At 75.3% G+C, this 17,894-nt stretch carries 21 protein-coding genes; 10 read left to right on the plus strand and 11 right to left on the minus strand.

Translation table 11 applies throughout. The features are described 5' to 3' along the window. Positions 1-48: 48 nt before the first annotated feature. Entirely contained in the window at positions 49-1,635 is a 1,587-nt protein-coding gene (locus tag FS882_RS13185) for a hypothetical protein (RefSeq protein WP_158373517.1), read from the minus strand. Between the two features lie 150 nt (positions 1,636-1,785). On the opposite strand from FS882_RS13185, the gene FS882_RS13190 reads away from it, so the two are divergent. Both FS882_RS13190 and FS882_RS13195 read left to right on the plus strand, forming a co-directional pair. Then, on the plus strand, positions 1,786-2,472 hold the full coding sequence (locus tag FS882_RS13190; RefSeq protein WP_158373518.1) for a helix-turn-helix transcriptional regulator: 687 nt from the start codon (positions 1,786-1,788) through the stop codon (positions 2,470-2,472). Next, complete coding sequence (locus tag FS882_RS13195; protein WP_158373519.1) at positions 2,469-3,032, plus strand: hypothetical protein; 564 nt, start codon at positions 2,469-2,471, stop codon at positions 3,030-3,032. The genes FS882_RS13190 and FS882_RS13195 overlap by 4 nt, the downstream gene beginning before the upstream one ends. Before the next feature lie 36 nt (positions 3,033-3,068). Here the strand turns inward: FS882_RS13195 and FS882_RS13200 are convergent, their stop codons facing one another. From FS882_RS13200 to FS882_RS13215, 4 genes are all read right to left on the minus strand, one after another. Then, on the minus strand, positions 3,069-3,965 hold the full coding sequence (locus FS882_RS13200; protein WP_158373520.1) for a neutral zinc metallopeptidase: 897 nt from the start codon (positions 3,963-3,965) through the stop codon (positions 3,069-3,071). A 66-nt stretch (positions 3,966-4,031) separates the two neighbouring features. Beyond that, positions 4,032-4,634 (minus strand): CbiQ family ECF transporter T component, encoded by a 603-nt coding sequence (locus FS882_RS13205; protein ID WP_158373521.1) that lies wholly within the window; start codon positions 4,632-4,634, stop codon positions 4,032-4,034. Beyond that, positions 4,631-5,350, minus strand: coding sequence for an energy-coupling factor ABC transporter ATP-binding protein (locus FS882_RS13210; RefSeq protein ID WP_158373522.1), 720 nt, complete (start codon positions 5,348-5,350; stop codon positions 4,631-4,633). The genes FS882_RS13205 and FS882_RS13210 overlap by 4 nt, the downstream gene beginning before the upstream one ends. Then, positions 5,347-5,979, minus strand: coding sequence for a biotin transporter BioY (locus FS882_RS13215; RefSeq protein WP_158373523.1), 633 nt, complete (start codon positions 5,977-5,979; stop codon positions 5,347-5,349). Before FS882_RS13215 ends, FS882_RS13210 begins: the two co-directional genes overlap by 4 nt. A gap of 318 nt (positions 5,980-6,297) precedes the next feature. Here FS882_RS13215 and abc-f point away from each other — a divergent pair, with 318 nt between their 5' ends. Then, positions 6,298-7,896 (plus strand): ribosomal protection-like ABC-F family protein, encoded by a 1,599-nt coding sequence (abc-f, locus tag FS882_RS13220; RefSeq protein ID WP_158373524.1) that lies wholly within the window; start codon positions 6,298-6,300, stop codon positions 7,894-7,896. Between the two features lie 25 nt (positions 7,897-7,921). Here abc-f and FS882_RS13225 read toward each other — a convergent pair whose 3' ends face one another. The 3 genes from FS882_RS13225 to FS882_RS21385 are packed head-to-tail and all read right to left on the minus strand — an operon-like array spanning position 7,922 to position 9,527. Next, complete coding sequence (locus tag FS882_RS13225; protein ID WP_158373525.1) at positions 7,922-8,800, minus strand: SURF1 family protein; 879 nt, start codon at positions 8,798-8,800, stop codon at positions 7,922-7,924. Further along, positions 8,797-9,081 carry a hypothetical protein gene (locus FS882_RS13230; protein ID WP_158373526.1) on the minus strand — a complete coding sequence of 95 codons (285 nt, stop codon included), beginning with the start codon at positions 9,079-9,081 and terminating at the stop codon, positions 8,797-8,799. The genes FS882_RS13225 and FS882_RS13230 overlap by 4 nt, the downstream gene beginning before the upstream one ends. Continuing rightward, on the minus strand, positions 9,078-9,527 hold the full coding sequence (locus FS882_RS21385) for a DUF3099 domain-containing protein (RefSeq protein ID WP_222848215.1): 450 nt from the start codon (positions 9,525-9,527) through the stop codon (positions 9,078-9,080). Before FS882_RS21385 ends, FS882_RS13230 begins: the two co-directional genes overlap by 4 nt. 152 nt (positions 9,528-9,679) lie before the next feature. On the opposite strand from FS882_RS21385, the gene FS882_RS13240 reads away from it, so the two are divergent. The 4 genes from FS882_RS13240 to FS882_RS13255 all read left to right on the plus strand — a co-directional run bounded on the left by FS882_RS13240 (position 9,680) and on the right by FS882_RS13255 (position 12,332). Then, the gene (locus FS882_RS13240) at positions 9,680-10,144 is read left to right on the plus strand and encodes a GNAT family N-acetyltransferase (protein ID WP_262348286.1); all 465 of its coding nucleotides are present in this window, start codon (positions 9,680-9,682) and stop codon (positions 10,142-10,144) included. A gap of 109 nt (positions 10,145-10,253) precedes the next feature. Further along, positions 10,254-10,988 carry a beta-ketoacyl-ACP reductase gene (locus FS882_RS13245; RefSeq protein ID WP_158373528.1) on the plus strand — a complete coding sequence of 245 codons (735 nt, stop codon included), beginning with the start codon at positions 10,254-10,256 and terminating at the stop codon, positions 10,986-10,988. Between the two features lie 35 nt (positions 10,989-11,023). Further along, the gene (gene fabI, locus FS882_RS13250) at positions 11,024-11,791 is read left to right on the plus strand and encodes an enoyl-ACP reductase FabI (RefSeq protein ID WP_122148048.1); all 768 of its coding nucleotides are present in this window, start codon (positions 11,024-11,026) and stop codon (positions 11,789-11,791) included. A gap of 19 nt (positions 11,792-11,810) precedes the next feature. Next, the gene (locus tag FS882_RS13255; protein WP_187365297.1) at positions 11,811-12,332 is read left to right on the plus strand and encodes a SixA phosphatase family protein; all 522 of its coding nucleotides are present in this window, start codon (positions 11,811-11,813) and stop codon (positions 12,330-12,332) included. A 5-nt stretch (positions 12,333-12,337) separates the two neighbouring features. On the opposite strand, the gene serB is transcribed toward FS882_RS13255, so the two are convergent. Together serB and FS882_RS13265 are read right to left on the minus strand one after the other, a co-directional pair. After that, on the minus strand, positions 12,338-12,982 hold the full coding sequence (gene serB, locus FS882_RS13260; RefSeq protein ID WP_262348287.1) for a phosphoserine phosphatase SerB: 645 nt from the start codon (positions 12,980-12,982) through the stop codon (positions 12,338-12,340). Positions 12,983-13,037: 55 nt separating this feature from the next. Then, complete coding sequence (locus tag FS882_RS13265) at positions 13,038-14,279, minus strand: glucose-1-phosphate adenylyltransferase (RefSeq protein WP_158373530.1); 1,242 nt, start codon at positions 14,277-14,279, stop codon at positions 13,038-13,040. Between the two features lie 70 nt (positions 14,280-14,349). Here FS882_RS13265 and glgA point away from each other — a divergent pair, with 70 nt between their 5' ends. Further along, positions 14,350-15,570 carry a glycogen synthase gene (gene glgA, locus FS882_RS13270; protein ID WP_158373531.1) on the plus strand — a complete coding sequence of 407 codons (1,221 nt, stop codon included), beginning with the start codon at positions 14,350-14,352 and terminating at the stop codon, positions 15,568-15,570. A 7-nt stretch (positions 15,571-15,577) separates the two neighbouring features. Here the strand turns inward: glgA and FS882_RS13275 are convergent, their stop codons facing one another. After that, positions 15,578-16,402 (minus strand): hypothetical protein, encoded by an 825-nt coding sequence (locus tag FS882_RS13275; protein WP_158373532.1) that lies wholly within the window; start codon positions 16,400-16,402, stop codon positions 15,578-15,580. Positions 16,403-16,457: 55 nt separating this feature from the next. Between FS882_RS13275 and FS882_RS13280 the strand changes: the two genes are divergently transcribed. Both FS882_RS13280 and FS882_RS13285 read left to right on the plus strand, forming a co-directional pair. Continuing rightward, positions 16,458-17,243: an ABC transporter ATP-binding protein gene (locus tag FS882_RS13280; protein ID WP_158373533.1), complete on the plus strand. Its 786-nt coding sequence runs from the start codon at positions 16,458-16,460 to the stop codon at positions 17,241-17,243. Positions 17,244-17,403: 160 nt separating this feature from the next. Further along, positions 17,404-17,886: an NfeD family protein gene (locus FS882_RS13285; RefSeq protein WP_158373534.1), complete on the plus strand. Its 483-nt coding sequence runs from the start codon at positions 17,404-17,406 to the stop codon at positions 17,884-17,886. Positions 17,887-17,894: the final 8 nt, after the last annotated feature.

The raw sequence follows: 17,894 nt of genomic DNA on the forward strand, positions 1-17,894 counted from the left end.
TCCGCGCCGACGTAGGACCGTGGACGGCCCTACGTGGCGTGGGAGGACCTATCTCGGCGCTTGTGCGTCCGGGGCGCGACGTTCGTTCAGGCACCCGGGGACGTCGCAGGTCAAGCGTCGGGGCGCGCTCTGCTCGGTCGCCAACGCCTGCACCACAGAACGGTATCGGCGTGCCTGGAGGTCGATGAACAGCTGGCGGCACCGTGCTCCGAGCCAGCCCCACGCGATGTCGCTCCAGGCGAGGGTCACCGCGCCGAGATAGCAGAGAGCGCTCGCGACCTCTAGTGCCGCGTGGTCGCGGGCGCTCGACCAGGCGAGGACGGCGCCGACGGCGATCAAGCTCCCACCGATGACCAGCGCCCCGGTGCGGACGGCTCCGCGCGGGGAGTGCAGTGCGAACCCGGTCACCCGCATCGTGAGCGCGAGCAGCACCGCGAGGGCGATGCCGATGAGGCCTGCGTCCGGCTCCCCGCCGACCAGCGCAATCAGCGTGGGTGCACCACAGGCGACGAGGACCACCCCGGTCCAGGCCACTGCCTGCTGCGTCGTCGACACGCCGGCACCGTCGATCGCCGTTCGGTCGGAGCCGATCGATCGTTGCGCCACGGCGCGAAGAAGCCCGGCGCCGGCGGCGCCTCGTGCCAGGGGGAACCCCAGGCAGGAGTACCAGACCAGAGTCGACACCCACTGGGTGAGCGGAACGTCCCCGGACTCGACGTCCCAGAGCAGCGCTACCGTCGCGAACGACACGGCGAGCGCAACAAGGACGCCCATGAAGGTGCCGGCCGCCACCATGAACCTGTGGCCCCAGCCGTCCTCCACCAGCCCGGTGCTCGAGACCCATGTCACGACTGCTTCTGTGAGCGCGCCGTACAGCAGGACCGAGATCACCGCTGGGCCGACCTGCGCGGCGCCGGTCCCGGGAGGCGCCAGGGCGACGAGGACGGCGAGCGGCGCGAGGTAGGCGGCCCACCACACGCCGAGCACCCAGCGCTGCCCGGTCCGCACCGCGGCCACACGATCCCGGAGAGCCGCCCTGAACGGAGCGTCGAGAACCACTCTGATCCCACTCGACGTGACCTGCTGTCCCTGCACCAGTCCGAGCTGGACCGCCAGCCACGCGAGGCAGAGGCACGACGTCATCGCGAGCAGGGCTGCACCCGTTCCCACCCTGACCGCTGCAGCCGCGATGACCGCCGTGACCGCCATGCAGAGCAGAGCGATCGCCATCTCTCCTCGATGGACCGACTCTGCCGCGCGGAGCTGACGGAGCGCGTGCAGCTGGACGACTCCCTGGCGTCCTAGCGTCTCGGACTCGAGCGCCTCGATGCGGCGGGCGCTCTGAACCAATGAGAGCGCCACCGCGATGATGAGTGCCGCCACCACGCTCAGCGCAGGAAAGCCAGTGTGGGACAAGGTGTCGCTCAGGACGCTGAGGCCGTCCAGCTGTTGGCGGATCGCGCTCTCGGTCGGGTCGCTTGACGAACGGGGGACCAGCCTCAGGAAAGCGAACCCGGCGAAGATGGACGTGAAGACGGCAGCGGTTGCGACACCGAGTGGGCGTCTGGCGGCGCGGCCGCCCTCGGTGGAGATGCACCCCTCGCACAGGTCGTACGTGTCGTCCCGGTCGCGCACCGTGCGCAGCCGTGGATCTCGCGGCGGAGGTGAAAGCTCAGGCACACGGGTCGGTTCGCGTCGGGGCCAGCGGAGCACGAAGGCAACGTAGCGCGAGCGAGAAGCCGATCAGCAGAGTATCGCCCGGATTGTGGTTGATAGCCTGGGGCCGTGACCGTCCCCACCGCCCCGAGCGCGCTGTTCCGCACCGACGTGCAGCGCGAGGTGCTGCGCGAGCTGGTGCGGTCTGCGGCAGGGACCCGGACGGCCGCTGACCTCGCGCGCGCGCTCGGCCGGCCGGAGTCGACGGTGACGCGCGAGGTCGCGCGGCTCGCGGCCGACGGGATGGTGCGGACGGTCGCCCACGGGCGGCGTCGGCTGCTGAGCCCGGACTACACGAACCCGTTCATGCGGGCGGTCCGCACGGCGTTCGAGGAGCTGGACACGATCGCGGCCGAGCGCGGGCGCGGCGTCCGCTGGTGGTCGACCGCACCGGAGATCGCCGCGCGGACGGAGGCGCTGGTGCGGGCGGGCGAGGACGACCGCGCGCTCCGGGTGCTGCTCGACGGGGTGAACCAGGTCCCGCTGGTCGCGGCCCTCGATGGGCTGGACGACATGCTGGCCGAGCCCGGGAGCACGGGGGACGAGCGCTGGGACGCCCTGCTCGCCGGCGCGGTCCGGTACCGGTGCCGGTTGGTGGACCGAGCAGCACCCGGCTGGACCCGACGCGACCCGCTCCCCACCTGGTGGTGGCCGGGCGGTCGCGGGGCGCGTGCTGCCTTCGCCGTGCAGCAGTCCCCGCCCGAGCTCGCTCGGCTGGGGATCTGGTTCGACGCGCGGAACTTCGGCACCGCGTGACCGCCCCCGACCCGGAGCTCTCCCGGCAGGACATCGTCGACCTCCTCACCGAGGTCGGCGCCTACCTGCACGCCCGGGGCTGGACCGCCACGATCTACGTGGCGGGAGGCGCGGCCATGGCGCTCCTCCTCGACGCCCGGACCGTCACCCGCGACGTGGACGCCGTCTTCCGCAGCGACCGCGGTCAGCTCGGTGCCGCGATCGCCGACGTGGCCGAGCGGCACGGCCTGCCGGCGGAGTGGCTCAACGACCACATCGAGGCGGTGCTGCCCGCCGCGGAGGACGGCGAGGCGACCGAGCTGGTCCTGCCGGGCCTCGTCGTGCTGCTGTCCTCGGAGCGGCACCTCCTCGCGATGAAGATGCTGGCGGGGCGCGAGCGTGACGTCCCGGACCTGGTGGTGCTGTTCCGCCGGCTCGGGATCACGACGCCGGGAGAGGCGGTGGCGGTGACGGAGCAGGTCTTCGGGCCGGACTACCCGGGGCACGCCCCGCCCGTCGAGTACCTGGAGGCGCTCGCGGAAGACGTTCTCACGCGGCTGCGGGAGACCGGGGTCCGCTGACCGACCGGGGTCGTGCGGCAGCGGGTGGCTGTCGCCTCAGAGCGAGGCGGCCGCGAACGTGTCGCAGGACTGGACCGTGCCGTCGCGGTAGCCGGTCATGAACCAGCGCTGGCGCTGCTCGCTGGAGCCGTGCGTCCAGGTGTCGGGGTTCACCCCGCCGGCCGACTGCTGCTGGATGTGGTCGTCGCCGACGGCCGCCGCGGCGGACAGCGCGTCGGCGAGCTGCGCCTCGGTGATCGGCTCCAGGAACGTCACGCCGGTGTCCGGGTCGACCGTCGTGGCGGCGTCGCCGGCCCAGAGGCCCGCGTAGCAGTCGGCCTGGAGCTCGACGCGGACCGAGTCGGAGTCGTCGCCGGTCCCGGACCGGTCCGCGCGGTCGAACACGCCGGTCAGCTGCTGGATGTGGTGGCCGTACTCGTGCGCCACCACGTACTCCTCGGCGAGCGGACCGCCCTGCGCGCCGTACTGCGAGGCGAGCAGGTCGTAGAACGACAGGTCGAGGTAGATCGTGCGGTCCGGCGGGCAGTAGAACGGCCCCGTCGACGCCGACGCCCTGCCGCAGCCGGTCTCGGTGGCGCCCTGGAAGGACACGACGGCGGGCTCGACGTCCGGGTCCTGGGCCAGCTCCGGCAGCGCGCGCTGCCAGTACGCGTCGAGCGCCTGGACCGTCGCCGACAGCCGGCACTCGCGCTCGGCGTTGGCCTGCTCGGCGGTGCAGTCGCCGATCTGGGCGACCTGCTCCTGCGAGCCGGCACCGGAGCCGCCGTCCCCGCCGGACAGCAGCTGCGCCGGGTTGCCGCCGAGCAGCGTCACGACCACCACCAGCACCAACGTGCCGAGGCCGCCGCCCACCGCGATGCCCCGCCCGCGGCCGCCGCCGCTGCGGGACTGCACGCGGCCGCCCTCGAACCGGCCGCCGTCCTGGAACGTCATGCCGGGGACGGTAGCCCGGGGCGCGGGGCGGCGCGCGGCGAGCCCGGCGCGGGTCGCCCGGGGCGGTCAGTCGACGATGCCGCGCGCGGCCAGCGCCTCGCCGAGGTCGCGCGCCCGGCCGACGACGCGCAGCACGGCCGGGGTCAGCCACACCCGCGGGTCGCGCTCGGCCCCGCGGGCGCGCGCCGCGTCCCGGACCTCGTGCACGGTGCGGGCGATCTCGGGCACCGAGCGCAGGACCAGCGCGACCGCCAGGGCGACCAGGTCGGGCGGGACGCCGACCCGGCGCAGCGGCCGGGCGGCGCGCGCGAGGGCGTCGAGCAGCCGGTCGGCGGACGTCGTGGCGGTGACCACCGCGGCGCCGAGCACGAGGCTGAGCAGGTCGGCGACCACCTCGACCGCCGGGCCCCAGCCGCGCGCCCACGCCTGGTAGGCGCCCGCCAGCAGCGCCGTGACGAGCACCGGCAGCAGTCCCCGCAGCGTCGGGCGCGGGGGGAGCGCCGCGACGGCGGCCGCGCCGAGCGCGAGGACCAGCAGCACGAGTGCCGCCGGCACGCCCCGGGTGGCGACGACCGCCACGCCGAGCAGCGCCAGGCCGACGAGCTTCGCCCCGACCGGCGCCCGGTCGAGCGGGGTGCGGGCGGTGCGGTGCGCGCCGAGGAGGGTCACGCGGGCTCGACCGCCATCAGCGCGCGGTACGCGTCGAGGGCGGACCCGGGCGTGCCGTCGTGCACCACGCGGCCGCCGTCGACGACCAGCACCCGGTCGGCCCGCGCCGCCGCGTCCAGGTCGTGCGTCACCTGGACCACCTGCTGCGGGAGGTCGGCGAGCAGGCCGTCGACGACGCGGCGCCAGCGCAGGTCGAGCAGGGTGGTGGGCTCGTCGCAGACCAGCACCGCCGGTTCGGTGGCGAGCACCGCGGCCAGCGCGAGCAGCTGCCGCTGGCCGCCGGACAGCGCGCGGACGGGCAGGTCGGCGCGGGACGCCAGGCCGACGCGGTCGAGCGCCTCCCGGGCGCGGGCGTCGCGCTCGCGGCCGGGGACGCCGAGGCGGCGCAGGGACAGGGCGACGTCCTCGACGGGGGTGGGCATGACGACCTGGGCGTCCGGGTCGGTGAACAGGAAGCCGACCCGGCGGCGCACCGCGGCGCCGTCGCGGGCCGTGTCGAGGCCGTCGACCCGCACGGACCCGGCGGACGGGAGCGTCAGGCCGTTCAGCAGCCGGGCGAGCGTCGACTTGCCCGAGCCGTTCGCGCCGACGACCGCCACCCGGCGCTCGGTCAGCGTGGCGGTCACCGGGCCCAGCAGGGTGACGACCCGCTCGGCCCCGCGGCGCGCCTCGCCCGGGGCGTACGCCGTGACGACCGCGCCGTCGAGCTCGATCACCGGCCGCGCAGCAGGTCCGGGAAGGCGCGGAGCGCGGCCGCGGCGACCACGGCGGCGAGCGCGTTCTTGATCAGGTCGCCCGGCAGGAACACGGCGCCGGCGGCGACCGCCTCGGACGCGGACAGGCCGAGCCGCCAGCCCATCACCGCGATGCCGAGCGGGTGGATCACCAGCAGCGAGCCGGCCGTGGCCGCGCCGAACAGCGCGGGCACCCGCCACCGGCCGGGCGCGCGGCGGGCCAGCAGCCCGAACCCGCCGGCGATCGCCGCGGCCGCGGGGAACGCGAGCAGGTAGCCGGCCGACGGCGACGCCAGCACGCCGAGCCCTCCGGTCGCGCCGGACAGCACGGGGACGCCCGCCAGGCCGACGGCCACGTACAGCAGCAGGGCGAGGGCGCCCCGCCGCGGGCCGAGCACCAGGCCGGTGAGCGCGACGCCGAAGGTCTGCAGGGTGATCGGCACGAGGGCCCCGGTCGGGATGGCGGGCAGCACCGCGCACACGGCGACGAAGGCGGCGAACGTGGCGATCAGCGCGACGTCGGTGGCCACCGAGGCGCGGGCCACGGGGACCGGGGCGGCCGGTGCGGTGGCGTCGGCCGCGGGGACGGCGTCGGGGCGGTGCTCGGACATCGGACCTCGCGGGGGTGCGGGCGGCTGGGGGAGCGGCGGGGCGCGCTCGCCGGACGCCACGCTAGTGCCGCCCGCTCCCGGCGGTCCGTGCGGGGAAGGCCAACGCTGCCCGCGCGGCCCTGTCGGGTTCCGCAGCCGCGGGGTACCCGCGCGAGCTCGCGTGCCGGCGGCGCCCGCGGCGTGGCCGACGTCGCGGAATTCCGGTCGGGGTCCGGGCGCTGGGACTCGTAGGATGGGCGACGTTTGTGCCGGCCCGCGGCGACGGGGCGCGCGGCATCGACCGCGTGCGTGCACGACAACGAGGGAGCAGGGAACCGAGTGATCACCGTTCAGGGCGTCGAGCTGCGCGTGGGAGCCCGCGTGCTGCTCTCCGAGGCGACCTTCCGGGTGGCGCCGGGCGACCGGATCGGCCTCGTCGGCCGCAACGGCGCCGGCAAGACCACCCTGACCAAGACGCTCGCGGGGGAGACCCTGCCCACCGGCGGGCAGATCACCCGCAGCGGCGACATCGGCTACCTGCCGCAGGACCCGCGCTCGGGCGACCTGTCGGACCTGGCGATGAACCGGGTGCTGTCCGCCCGCGGGCTGGACCGGATCATCGCGCAGATGCGCGAGACCGAGGGTCTCATGGCGTCGACGGACGACGCGGTGCGCGAGGCGGCGATGGAGCGCTACCCGAAGCTCGAGGCGCGGTTCGTCGCCGGCGGCGGGTACGCGGCGGAGAGCGAGGCGCACCGGATCACCGCGAACCTCGGCCTGGACGAGCGCGTGCTCGGCCAGCCGCTGAGCACGCTGTCCGGCGGCCAGCGCCGCCGCGTCGAGCTCGCGCGCATCCTGTTCTCCGGCAACGACACGCTGCTCCTCGACGAGCCGACGAACCACCTGGACGCCGACTCGATCGCGTGGCTGCGCGACTACCTCAAGACGTACCCGGGCGGCTTCGTGGTCATCAGCCACGACGTGGAGCTGCTGCGCGCCACCGTGAACAAGGTGTTCCACCTGGACGCGAACCGCGGCGAGCTCGACCAGTACAACCTCGGCTGGGACGCGTACGTGCTGCAGCGGGAGACGGACGAGAAGCGCCGCCGCCGCGAGCGGGCCAACGCCGAGAAGAAGGCCGGCGCGCTGCTCGCGCAGGCGGACAAGATGCGCGCGAAGGCCACCAAGGCGGTCGCCGCGCAGAACATGGCGCGGCGCGCGGAGCGGATGCTGTCCGGCCTCGACGAGGTCCGGGCGTCCGACCGGGTCGCGAAGCTGCGGTTCCCGGAGCCCGCCCCGTGCGGCCGCACCCCGCTGACCGCGTCCGACCTGTCCAAGTCGTACGGCTCGCAGGAGGTGTTCGCCGGGGTCGACCTGGCGATCGACCGCGGCTCGCGCGTCGTCGTGCTCGGCCTCAACGGCGCCGGCAAGACCACCCTGCTGCGGATGCTCGCCGGCCTGCAGGAGTCGGACACGGGCGAGGTCAGGCCGGGCCACGGCCTCAAGCTCGGGTACTACGCCCAGGAGCACGAGACGCTGGACATGGACCGCACGGTCGTCGAGAACCTGCGGTCCTCGGCGCCCGACCTCACCGACACCCAGGTGCGGTCGGTGCTCGGCTCGTTCCTGTTCTCGGGCGACGACGCCGACAAGCCGGCGCGGGTGCTGTCCGGCGGCGAGAAGACCCGGCTGGCGCTCGCGGCCCTCGTCGTGTCGTCGGCGAACGTGCTGCTGCTCGACGAGCCCACGAACAACCTCGACCCGGCGAGCCGCGAGGAGATCCTCGCCGCGCTGCGCGGCTACACCGGCGCGGTGGTGCTGGTCAGCCACGACGAGGGTGCCGTGGAGGCGCTGGACCCGGAGCGCGTCGTGCTGCTGCCCGACGGCGACGAGGACCTGTGGAACCCGTCCTACCTGGACCTGGTCACCCTGGCCTGACGCCCCCGGGCGACCCCGACCCCGCTCAGCCGAGCTGGGAGTCGATCAGGGCGTCCTCGGCGTCCTCGTCCGACGTGCGCCGGCGGCGCGACGGTCGCGGGGTCGGCGTACCGGGCGTCGGGCCGTCGCCGTCGCCGGGCGTCCCGTCCCCGCCGCGGGCCGCCTCCGCGCCCTCCAGCAGCTCGCGGCGCGCCAGCCAGCCGAACGCCGCCAGCGAGCCGACGGAGAACGTCCACCACTGGAACGCGTACGACAGGTGCGACCCCGGGTCGGTGCTCGGCGCCGGGAGGGAGCCGAGCGCCCCGGCAGGGGCGGGCGACTCCTCGACCAGCCCGCCGTAGCCGCCGTACGACGGAGCGGCGGAGCCGGCCGCCGCGAGCACCTGGCCGACGTTGATGGCCTGGACCTGGCCTGCGGGCGCCGAGCGCGGGTCGGCGGCCTCGTCCCGGCGCAGGTGCACCGTGGCCGTCACCTCGCCGGAGGGCGGTGCGGGCACCTCGACCTCGCCGCTGGCGTCGTCGTCCCAGGCGACCCAGCCGCGGTCGACGACGAGCACCGACCCGTCGGCCTGCACCAGCGGCACCAGCACGTGGAAGCCGGGCTGGCTGTCCACCGGCCGGTTGCGCAGCAGGACGGTCGCGTCGGCGTCGTAGGTGCCGGTGACGGTCGCCTGGCGCCACACGTCGGCGGGGTCGAGCGCCGACCCGGGCGCGGGCAGGAGCGCGTCGAGCGGCACCGGCTCGGCGGAGTAGTTCTGCTCGACCAGCCGGATCGCGGCGTCCCGCGCGACGTGCCGGTGCCACTGCCAGCGGCCGAGGAACACGCACGCGACGGACACGGCCACGGCCAGCAGGACCAGGCCGACCGCGCGCCGGGCGGCGGGGTTGCCGCGCAGCAGGTTCATCGCGCCCCCGGGGACCCGGGCAGGCCCGGCAGGCCGGGGCGCTCCCCGAGCTCCAGCCGGGGCAGGTCCGCGACGGGCACGGTGTCCTGGTAGAACGCCCGCACCCGCAGGTACTCCTCGAGGTGCTCCCGGTGCTCGTCGCACGCGAGCCACACCTTGCGGCGCTCCGGCGTGTGCAGGCGCGGGTTGTTCCAGAGCACGCCCCAGGACGCGTCGGCGCGGCAGCCGCGGGCGCTGCACACGAGGTCCTCGCCCACGGCGTCGGGGGTGGGCGCGGTCATCGGGTGCCTCCGGGGGTGGTGTGGTCGTCGGGCGCGCCGGGTCCCGCGGGTCCGCCGTCGGCCGGATCGGCTCCCGGGCCCGCGTGCGGCGCGGGGCCCGCGTGCGGCGACGGGTCCGACGCCGCCGGGGGAGCCGCGGCCACGGGCCGGGCCGGCGGCGCCGCGTCGAGCAGGTGCGGCACGTACCCGGGCGGCGCGTCGTCCCGGCGCTCGCGACCGGCGTTGGCGAACAGCACGGCGATGTAGGGCAGCACCACGGCGCCGACGATCAGCACCAGGCTGATCCACAGCGGCACGCGGGACCAGGTCAGCACGGCGAGCAGGAAGCACAGCACCCGGATCCCCATCTGGATCAGGTACCGGCGGGCCCGGCGCGCCTGGTCGGCGCCGAGGGGCTCGGGGGCGCTGGTGATGCTCTGCGCCGGTTCGGGGTTCCGCCTGCTCACACCTGATCGTAGGCGCCGCCGGACGTTCGTCCCGCCCGGAGGCGCCCGCGTCTCAGCCTGCTCACAGGCGACGCGCGACGTCCTGCAGGAACGCGCGCTCGACCCGCGCACCGGGTGCTGCGACGCCCGCCCGCCCCGCTATCGTCGGCGGCGTGCTGCAGCTGCGCGACCACACCCCCGAGGACGCCCCCGCGACGCTCGCGGTCTTCCGCCGCGCCGTCCACGGCACGGCCGCCCGCGACTACACCCCCGAGCAGGTCGCCGCGTGGGCGCCCGACGACCTCGACCCGGACGCGTGGGCCGCGCGCCGTGCCGCCGCCCGCACCCGGGTGGCCGTGCGCGAGGGCGCGGTCGTCGGGTTCACCGACGTGGACGCGGCCGGCTACGTCGACATGCTGTTCGTCGACCCGGACGCGGCCCGGCAGGGGGTGGCGCGGGCGCTGATCGGCTGGGCTGTCGACACGGCGACGGCCGACGGGGCGACCGAGCTCACCACCGACGCCAGCATCACGGCCCGCCCGTTCTTCGAGGCGCACGGCTTCGTGGTCGTCGCGGAGCAGCATCCCGTGCGCCGCGGGGTCACGATGACCAACTACCGGATGCGCCGCCCGCTCTGAGCCGCCCGGCGGGCGCGGCCCAGTTGTGCGAACCGGACAACCGGCGCCTGCCATCCTGTGCCGCGCCGGTGCACCGCCGCCCCGGAGGCGTCGGATAGCGTCGACTTCCGTGTCCGAGAACTCCCAGCCCAGCAGCCCGGAGCCGCGCAGCGTGCTCGTGACCGGGGCCAACCGCGGCATCGGCCGCGCCATCGCCGAGCGGTTCGTCGCAGGAGGCGACAAGGTCGCGACCATCGTCCGCAGCGGCGGCGCCCCCGACGGCGTCCTGGCGCTGACCGGCGACGTCACCGACACCGCGTCCGTGGACGCCGCCTTCGCCGAGATCGAGGCCCAGCACGGCCCCGTCGAGGTCCTCGTGGCCAACGCGGGCGTGACCCGCGACGGCCTGCTCATGCGGATGTCCGACGACGACTTCCAGCAGGTGCTCGACGTCAACCTCACGGGCGTGTTCCGGTGCGTGCGCCGCGCGTCGAAGGGGATGATCCGGCTGCGCCGCGGGCGCATCGTCATGATCGGCTCCGTCGTGGGCCTGTACGGCAACGCGGGCCAGGTCAACTACACCGCCACCAAGGCCGGCCTGATCGGCATGGCCCGCTCCGTCACGCGCGAGCTCGGCGGCCGCGGCATCACCGCGAACGTCGTGGCGCCGGGGTTCATCGAGACGCAGATGACCGCGGAGCTGCCGCAGGACCGCCAGGACGCGTACCTGTCGTCCATCCCCGCGGGCCGGTTCGGCGCGGTCGACGAGATCGCCGCCGCCGTCGAGTTCCTCGCCTCGCCCGCCGCCGGGTACATCTCCGGCGCCGTGCTGCCGGTCGACGGCGGCCTCGGCATGGGCCACTGACCTCCTCCCCGCACCCTCGAACGATCGGAAACACCATGGGCCTGCTCGACGGCAAGAAGCTCCTCGTCACCGGCGTCCTCACCGACGGCTCCATCGCCTTCCACGTGGCGCGGCTCGCGCAGGAGGAGGGCGCCGAGGTCGTGCTGAGCTCGTTCGGCCGCCAGTTCCGCCTGACCCAGGCGATCGCCCGCCGGCTGCCGAAGGAGGCGCCGGTCGTCCAGCTCGACGTCACCGACGCCGAGGACCTCGCGGCCCTCCCGGAGCGCGTCCGCGAGCACGTCGACCACCTGGACGGCGTCGTGCACTCGATCGGCTTCGCGCCGCAGTCGGTGATGGGCGGCAACTTCCTGGCGGCCGAGTGGGCCGACGTCGCCACCGCGCTCGAGGTGTCCGCGTTCTCGCTGAAGTCGCTGGCCACGGCGACCCAGCCGCTGCTGACGGGCGGCGGCTCGATCGTCGGCCTCACGTTCGACGCGCGGTTCGCCTGGCCGGTCTACGACTGGATGGGCGTCGCGAAGGCGGCCTTCGAGTCGACCTCCCGCTACCTGGCCCGCGACCTCGGCCCGCAGGGCATCCGGGTCAACGTGGTCTCCGCCGGCCCGATCCGCACCACCGCCGCGAAGTCGATCCCGGGCTTCGAGTCGATGGAGGGCGGCTGGGACGGCCGCGCGCCCCTCGGCTGGGACGTGCACGACCCGGAGCCGACCGCCCGCGCGGTGGCCGCCCTGCTGTCCGACTGGTTCCCGAAGACCACGGGGGAGATGGTGCACGTCGACGGCGGCGTGCACGCCATGGGTCAGTAGTCGTGGGACGCTGGTGCGCGTGACCCACGGCTCCGCGCACCAGCTCGTCCTGCTCCGCCACGCGAAGGCGGAGCACCCGGGCTCCCTCGACGACCAGCTCCGACCCCTCGCGCTCGCCGGGCGCAAGCAGGCCTCCGAGGTCGGCACGGGGCTGCGGGCGGCCGGCCTGGTGCCGGACCTCGCGCTGGTGTCGTCGGCGCTGCGCACCCGGCAGACCTGGGACCTGGTCCGCGCCGGGCTCGAGGTGCCCGCCGAGACGGCGCGGCTGTCCGACGACGTCTACGCCGCGGGCATCCGCCAGCTGCTCGGGCTGCTGCGCGGGCTCGACGAGTCGGCCGGCACCGTGCTGGTGGTCGGGCACGAGCCCACCGTCTCCCAGACGGCCGCCGCGCTCGCCGGGCCCGGGTCCGACGACGCGGCGCTGGCCCGCGTGCGGGTCGGCGTCTCCACGGCGTCGTACAGCGTGCTCGAGGTGCCGACGGCGTGGGCCGACCTGGAGCCGGACGGCGCCCGCCTGCTGCGCGTGGTCGACCCGGCCTGACGACGTCAGGCGAACGGGGGCAGGTCCAGCACGGCGTCCAGCCGGTCGCGGACCTCGGCGTCCGCCTGCGCGCACACCACGGGCTTCGCGTTGAACGCGATCCCGAAGCCCGCGGCCGCCAGCATGTCGAGGTCGTTCGCCCCGTCGCCGATCGCGACCGTGCGCTCCAGCGGCACCCCGGTCTCGGCGGCGAACTCGCGCAGCGTCCGGGCCTTCACCGCGCGGTCCACGACCTCGCCCGCCACCCGGCCGGTGAGCGCGCCGTGCGACACCTCGAGCGCGTTCGCGCGGTAGCGGGGGATGCCCAGCCGGTCGGCGAGAGGCCCGACGACCTCGACGAACCCGCCGGACACCAGCCCGACCGGCCAGCCGCGCCGGTCCAGCTCCGCGAGCAGCTCGACCGCCCCGGGCGTGACGTCGACCTCGGCCAGCACCGCGTCGAACACCGACACCGGCAGCCCGGCGAGCGTCGCGACCCGCGCGCGCAGCGACTCCGTGAAGTCGAGCTCGCCGCGCATCGCGCGCTCGGTGATGTCCGCGACCTCGGCGCGGGAGCCGGCGTGCTCGGCCAGGAGCTCGACGACCTCCTGGGTGATGAGCGTCGAGTCGACGTCCATGACGACGAGGCGGGTGGGTCGCGGAAGGCTCACCCGGGCAGGCTAGCGGGACGCGTCCCGACCGCGCGGGGCGCGTCCACGCCCGGGCTCACAGCTCGATGACGGCGCCCTTCGGCACCACCGTGATGCCCGACTCCGTCACGGTGAACCCGCGCTCGAGGTCGTGCTCCCGGTCGATGCCGACCCGTGCGCGCTCGTGCACCACGACGTTCTTGTCGAGGATCGCGCGGTGCACCTGGGCGTACCGGTTGACGATGACGCCGTCCATGAGCACCGAGTCGGTGACCTGCGCCCAGGAGTGCAGGTACACGCCCGGCGACAGCACCGAGCCCGACACGGTCGCCCCGGAGACGATGACGCCGGGGGACACGATGGAGTCCGCCGCGTGCCCCAGGCGCCCGGCGCCGGCGTGCACGAACTTGGCCGGCGGCAGCCCGGTGTAGCCCGTGTAGACGGGCCAGGCGTCGTTGTAGAGGTTGAAGACCGGCTCGATCGAGATGAGGTCCTGGTTCGCGTCGTAGTACGAGTCCAGGGTCCCGACGTCGCGCCAGTACTGGCGGTCCCGGTCGGTCGAGCCGGGGACGTCGTTGTTGATGAAGTCGTAGACCGCCGCGGTGCCGCGCTCCACGAACGCGGGGACGAGGTCGCCGCCCATGTCGTGCCGGCTGCTCGGGTTCTCGGCGTCCTCGGTGACCGCGCGGATCAGCGCGTCGGTGTTGACGACGTAGTTGCCCATCGACGCGAGGATCTCCCCGGGCGAGTCCGGCAGGCCGACCGGGTCGGACGGCTTCTCCCGGAACGCGGTGATCCTCGTCGGGTCGTCGGCCGCGGTCTCGATGACGCCGAACTGGTCGGCCATCGCGATCGGCTGCCGGATGCCGGCCACCGTCATCTCGGCGCCGGTCGCGATGTGCTGGTCGACCATCTGCGAGAAGTCCATGCGGTACACGTGGTCGGCCCCGACCACGACGACGATGTCGGGCCGCTCGTCGTCCAGGATGTTGAGGCACTGGTAGATCGCGTCGGCGCTGCCGAGGTACCAGTGCTTGCCGACCCGCTGCTGCGCGGGCACGGGGGAGACGTAGTTGCCCAGCAGGGTGGACATGCGCCAGGTCTTCGACACGTGCCGGTCGAGGCTGTGCGACTTGTACTGCGTCAGCACGACGATGTGCAGGTACCGCGAGTTCACGAGGTTCGACAGGGCGAAGTCGACCAGGCGGTAGATGCCCCCGAACGGGACGGCGGGCTTGGCGCGGGCGGCGGTCAGCGGCATGAGCCGCTTGCCCTCTCCACCTGCGAGGACGATTGCCAGGATGCGCGGCGCTGCCATGTGCCGACCGTAGTGCCACCACCTGCGTCTCGGCGAGGCGAACTTCCCGTTCCGCGCTAGCGTGTCGCGCGTGAGAGTCGACCTGCTGACCCGGGAGTACCCGCCCCACGTCTACGGGGGCGCCGGCGTCCACGTGGCGGAGCTCGCCGCGGTGCTGCGACGCAGCGTCGACGTGCGGGTGCACTGCTTCGACGGCGCCCGCGACGAGCCCGGCGTGACGGGCTACGACGTCCCCGCCCCGCTCGGCGACGCCAACGCGGCGCTGGCCACCTTCGGGGTGGACCTGGCCATCGTCGACGGCGTGGGCCGGGGCGACGGGCCTGCGACCGACCTGGTGCACTCGCACACCTGGTACGCCAACCTCGCGGGCCACCTGGCGTCGCTGCTGCACGGCGTCCCGCACGTCGTGTCGGCGCACAGCCTGGAGCCGCTGCGCCCGTGGAAGGCCGAGCAGCTCGGCGGCGGCTACGCGCTGTCGTCCTGGGCGGAGAAGACGGCGTTCGAGTCGGCCGCCGCCGTGATCGCGGTGAGCGCGGGCATGCGCGCGGACATCCTGCGCTGCTACCCGGCGATCGACCCGGAGAAGGTCCGCGTCGTGCACAACGGCATCGACCTGGCGGGCTGGCGCCGACCCGGGACGGACGAGGAGTGGGCCGCGGCGAGGGACGTCGCGCGCGCCAACGGCGTCGACCCGGACCGGCCGGCGGTCGTGTTCGTCGGGCGGATCACCCGGCAGAAGGGCCTGCCGTACCTGCTGCGGGCCGCCGAGCAGCTGCCGCCCGAGGTGCAGCTCGTGCTGTGCGCCGGGGCCCCGGACACGCCCGAGATCCTCGCCGAGGTGACCGGGCTGGTCGAGCAGCTGCGGGCGAAGCGCGACGGCGTGGTGTGGATCGACCGGATGCTGCCGCGGGACGAGCTCGTCGCCGTGCTCGCCACCGGGACCGTGTTCGCGTGCCCGTCGGTCTACGAGCCCCTGGGCATCGTCAACCTGGAGGCCATGGCCGTCGGGCTGCCGGTCGTCGGCACCGCGACCGGGGGCATCCCGGAGGTCGTGGACGCCGGGACCACGGGCTGGCTGGTGCCGATCGAGCAGGTGCAGGACGGCACCGGGACGCCCGTCGACCCGGACCGGTTCGTGGCCGACCTCGGAGCGGCGCTGGCCGAGGCCGTGTCCGACGCCGAGCGCGCCCGGGCGTGGGGCGCCGCGGCGCGGCGCCGGGTCGAGGAGCACTTCTCCTGGGACGCGATCGCCGACCGGACGCTCGAGGTGTACCGCTCCGTCCTGGGCTGAGCCGCCCTCAGGGCCGGCGCGGGTCCGGGGCGTCGTGCGCCGGGTGCGTCGCCACGGCGAGGGCGCGGCGCGCGGCGCGGTCGACGTCCCGCAGCGCGGTCGTGCGCTGGTCGGCCTGCCAGAGGTTCACCGCCGCCCCGTCGTCCGCGGTCGCCAGGTCGACGATCGCCCGCAGACGCAGCGCCGAGCCGATGACGCGCACCCGCCGGGGGTCGAGCCCGGGCGGCAGCACGTCGCGCGCGTCGGAGGTGGTCCGCAGCGCGGCGATCTGCTCCGCGGCGTCGGGCCGCCAGCGGGCGACGTCCAGGGTGGTCAGGGCCTCGGTCGCCCGGGTCAGCGCCGTGGTCAGCTCGCGCTCCGCCTCGGCCAGCGTGCCCACGTGGCCCACCAGGGCGGTCCGCCACGGCGCGACCGGGTGCACCTCCCACGTCACCAGGTGCCCGGCCTCGTAGACGCTGCCGAACACCTCGACGCGGGGCACCGCGGCGAAGTCGCCGTCCGGGGTGCTCACCAGCACCGCCTCGCCGGACTCCTGCGCCGCGCCCGCGACCGACGCCGGCGCGCCCGCCGGGTCGCCGGGCGCCGGGAGCACCGCGGCGACCACCCGCGGGCCGCTCGCCCAGGCCGCGACGAGGTCGGCGAGGGTCACGGATCCCCGTGCGGCGTCGTCGAGCCCGGGCACGTCGGCCCCCGGGACGGCGACCCGGTGCGGCTCGTCGTCGCCCTGGACGGCGACCAGGGTCCGCTGCACGGGGTCGGAGCCGGCGCCCGCCCGGTCGAGCCACAGGGCGAGGCGGACGGAGCGGGGCAGGGCGAGGGCGGTGCGGTCCACGCCACCAACGTACGTCCACGTCCGGGTCGCTCCGGGCGGCTAGGGTCTGGTGTCCATGACCGACGTGCTCGACCTGCAGGACGTGACCATCCGCCGCGGCACCACGACGATCCTCGACGGGCTGTCCTGGACGGTCCGCGAGGGCGAGCGCTGGGTGGTGCTGGGCCGCAACGGCGCCGGCAAGACGACGGTGCTGCAGGTGGCCTCCGGGCGGATGCACCCGACGTCCGGCACCGCCGACCTGCTGGGCTCGCGGCTCGGCCGGGTCGACGTGTTCGAGCTGCGCCCGCGGATCGGGCTCGCCAGCGCGGCGCTCGCGGAGCGCATCCCCGGCGGCGAGGTCGTCCGGGACGTCGTGCTGACCGCCGCCTACGGGGTCACCGGCCGGTGGCGCGAGGCGTACGAGTCCGTGGACGAGTCCCGGGCCACCGACCTCATGGCCGCGTTCGGGGTCGAGCGGTTCGCCGACCGGTACTACGGGACCCTGAGCGAGGGCGAGCGCAAGCGGGTGCAGATCGCCCGCGCGCTCATGAGCGACCCGGAGCTGCTGCTGCTGGACGAGCCCGCCGCAGGCCTGGACCTGGGCGGCCGCGAGGAGCTGGTGTCCGCGCTCGCCGAGCTCGCCGCCGACCGCCGGTCCCCGGTGCTCGTGCTCGTCACGCACCACGTCGAGGAGATCCCGCCGGGCTTCACGCACCTGCTGCTGCTGGCGGACGGGAAGGTGCACGCGGCCGGGCCGGTCGAGGAGGTCCTCACGTCCGAGAACCTGACCGGCGCCTTCGGCACCCCGCTCGAGGTCGAGCGCTCCGGCGACCGCTGGACCGCTCGCGGGCGGCGCTGACCCGGTTCATCCTGGTTCGTCCCGTCGGTCGACCGGAACCCGGATTTCCTCACAGGTCGGTCAAGGGATCGTCTAGAATCCATGGTGAGCGGCCGCTCGCCGGTCGCCGACCAGGACGACGGCGCCCGTGTGCGGGCGCCCGAGGGGAGAGGAGCCGACGATGGACTGGCTGTGGTGGCTGGGCGGTGCGCTGCTGCTCGGCGTCGCGGAGATGTTCTCGCTCGACCTGATCTTCCTCATGCTCGCGGGCGGCGCCCTGGCGGGTACGCTCGCGGCCGCGCTCGGCGCCCCGCTGGCGCTGCAGATCGTGGTCGCCGCCGCGGCGGCGCTGCTGCTGCTGTTCGCGCTGCGCCCGTTCCTGCTGCACAGCCTGCGCGAGCGCACCAGGCTGGTGGAGACGAACTCGGCCGCCCTCGTCGGCCGGCCCGCCGTGGTGGTCGCCCCGACCGACGCGACGGGCGGGCGCGTGAAGCTGGGCGGCGAGGTCTGGTCCGCCCGGGCGCTGCTCGTCGGCACCGCGTTCGACACCGGCACCGAGGTCCGCGTCGCGCGGATCGACGGCGCCACGGCGGTCGTGGAGGCCGCCGGCGACCGGCCCGCGACCGACGGCTCCGGCGCACCCGGGGCCCCCGCGGGCCTCTGACGGACGGC

The sequence above is a fragment of the Cellulosimicrobium cellulans genome, assembly GCF_007679345.1.
In the GTDB taxonomy this organism is placed as follows: Bacteria; Actinomycetota; Actinomycetes; order Actinomycetales; family Cellulomonadaceae; genus Cellulomonas; species Cellulomonas cellulans_A.

Bases quoted from the DNA above. Each gene is read 5' to 3' on its own strand.
- FS882_RS13200 (WP_158373520.1), bottom strand. From the start codon at position 3,965: ATGACGTTCCAGGACGGCGGCCGGTTCGAGGGCGGCCGCGTGCAGTCC.
- FS882_RS13215 (WP_158373523.1), bottom strand. From the start codon at position 5,979: ATGTCCGAGCACCGCCCCGACGCCGTCCCCGCGGCCGACGCCACCGCA.
- FS882_RS13225 (WP_158373525.1), bottom strand. From the start codon at position 8,800: ATGAACCTGCTGCGCGGCAACCCCGCCGCCCGGCGCGCGGTCGGCCTG.
- FS882_RS13230 (WP_158373526.1), bottom strand. From the start codon at position 9,081: ATGACCGCGCCCACCCCCGACGCCGTGGGCGAGGACCTCGTGTGCAGC.
- fabI (WP_122148048.1), top strand. From the start codon at position 11,024: ATGGGCCTGCTCGACGGCAAGAAGCTCCTCGTCACCGGCGTCCTCACC.
- FS882_RS13265 (WP_158373530.1), bottom strand. From the start codon at position 14,279: ATGGCAGCGCCGCGCATCCTGGCAATCGTCCTCGCAGGTGGAGAGGGC.
- FS882_RS13280 (WP_158373533.1), top strand. From the start codon at position 16,458: ATGACCGACGTGCTCGACCTGCAGGACGTGACCATCCGCCGCGGCACC.
- FS882_RS13285 (WP_158373534.1), top strand. From the start codon at position 17,404: ATGGACTGGCTGTGGTGGCTGGGCGGTGCGCTGCTGCTCGGCGTCGCG.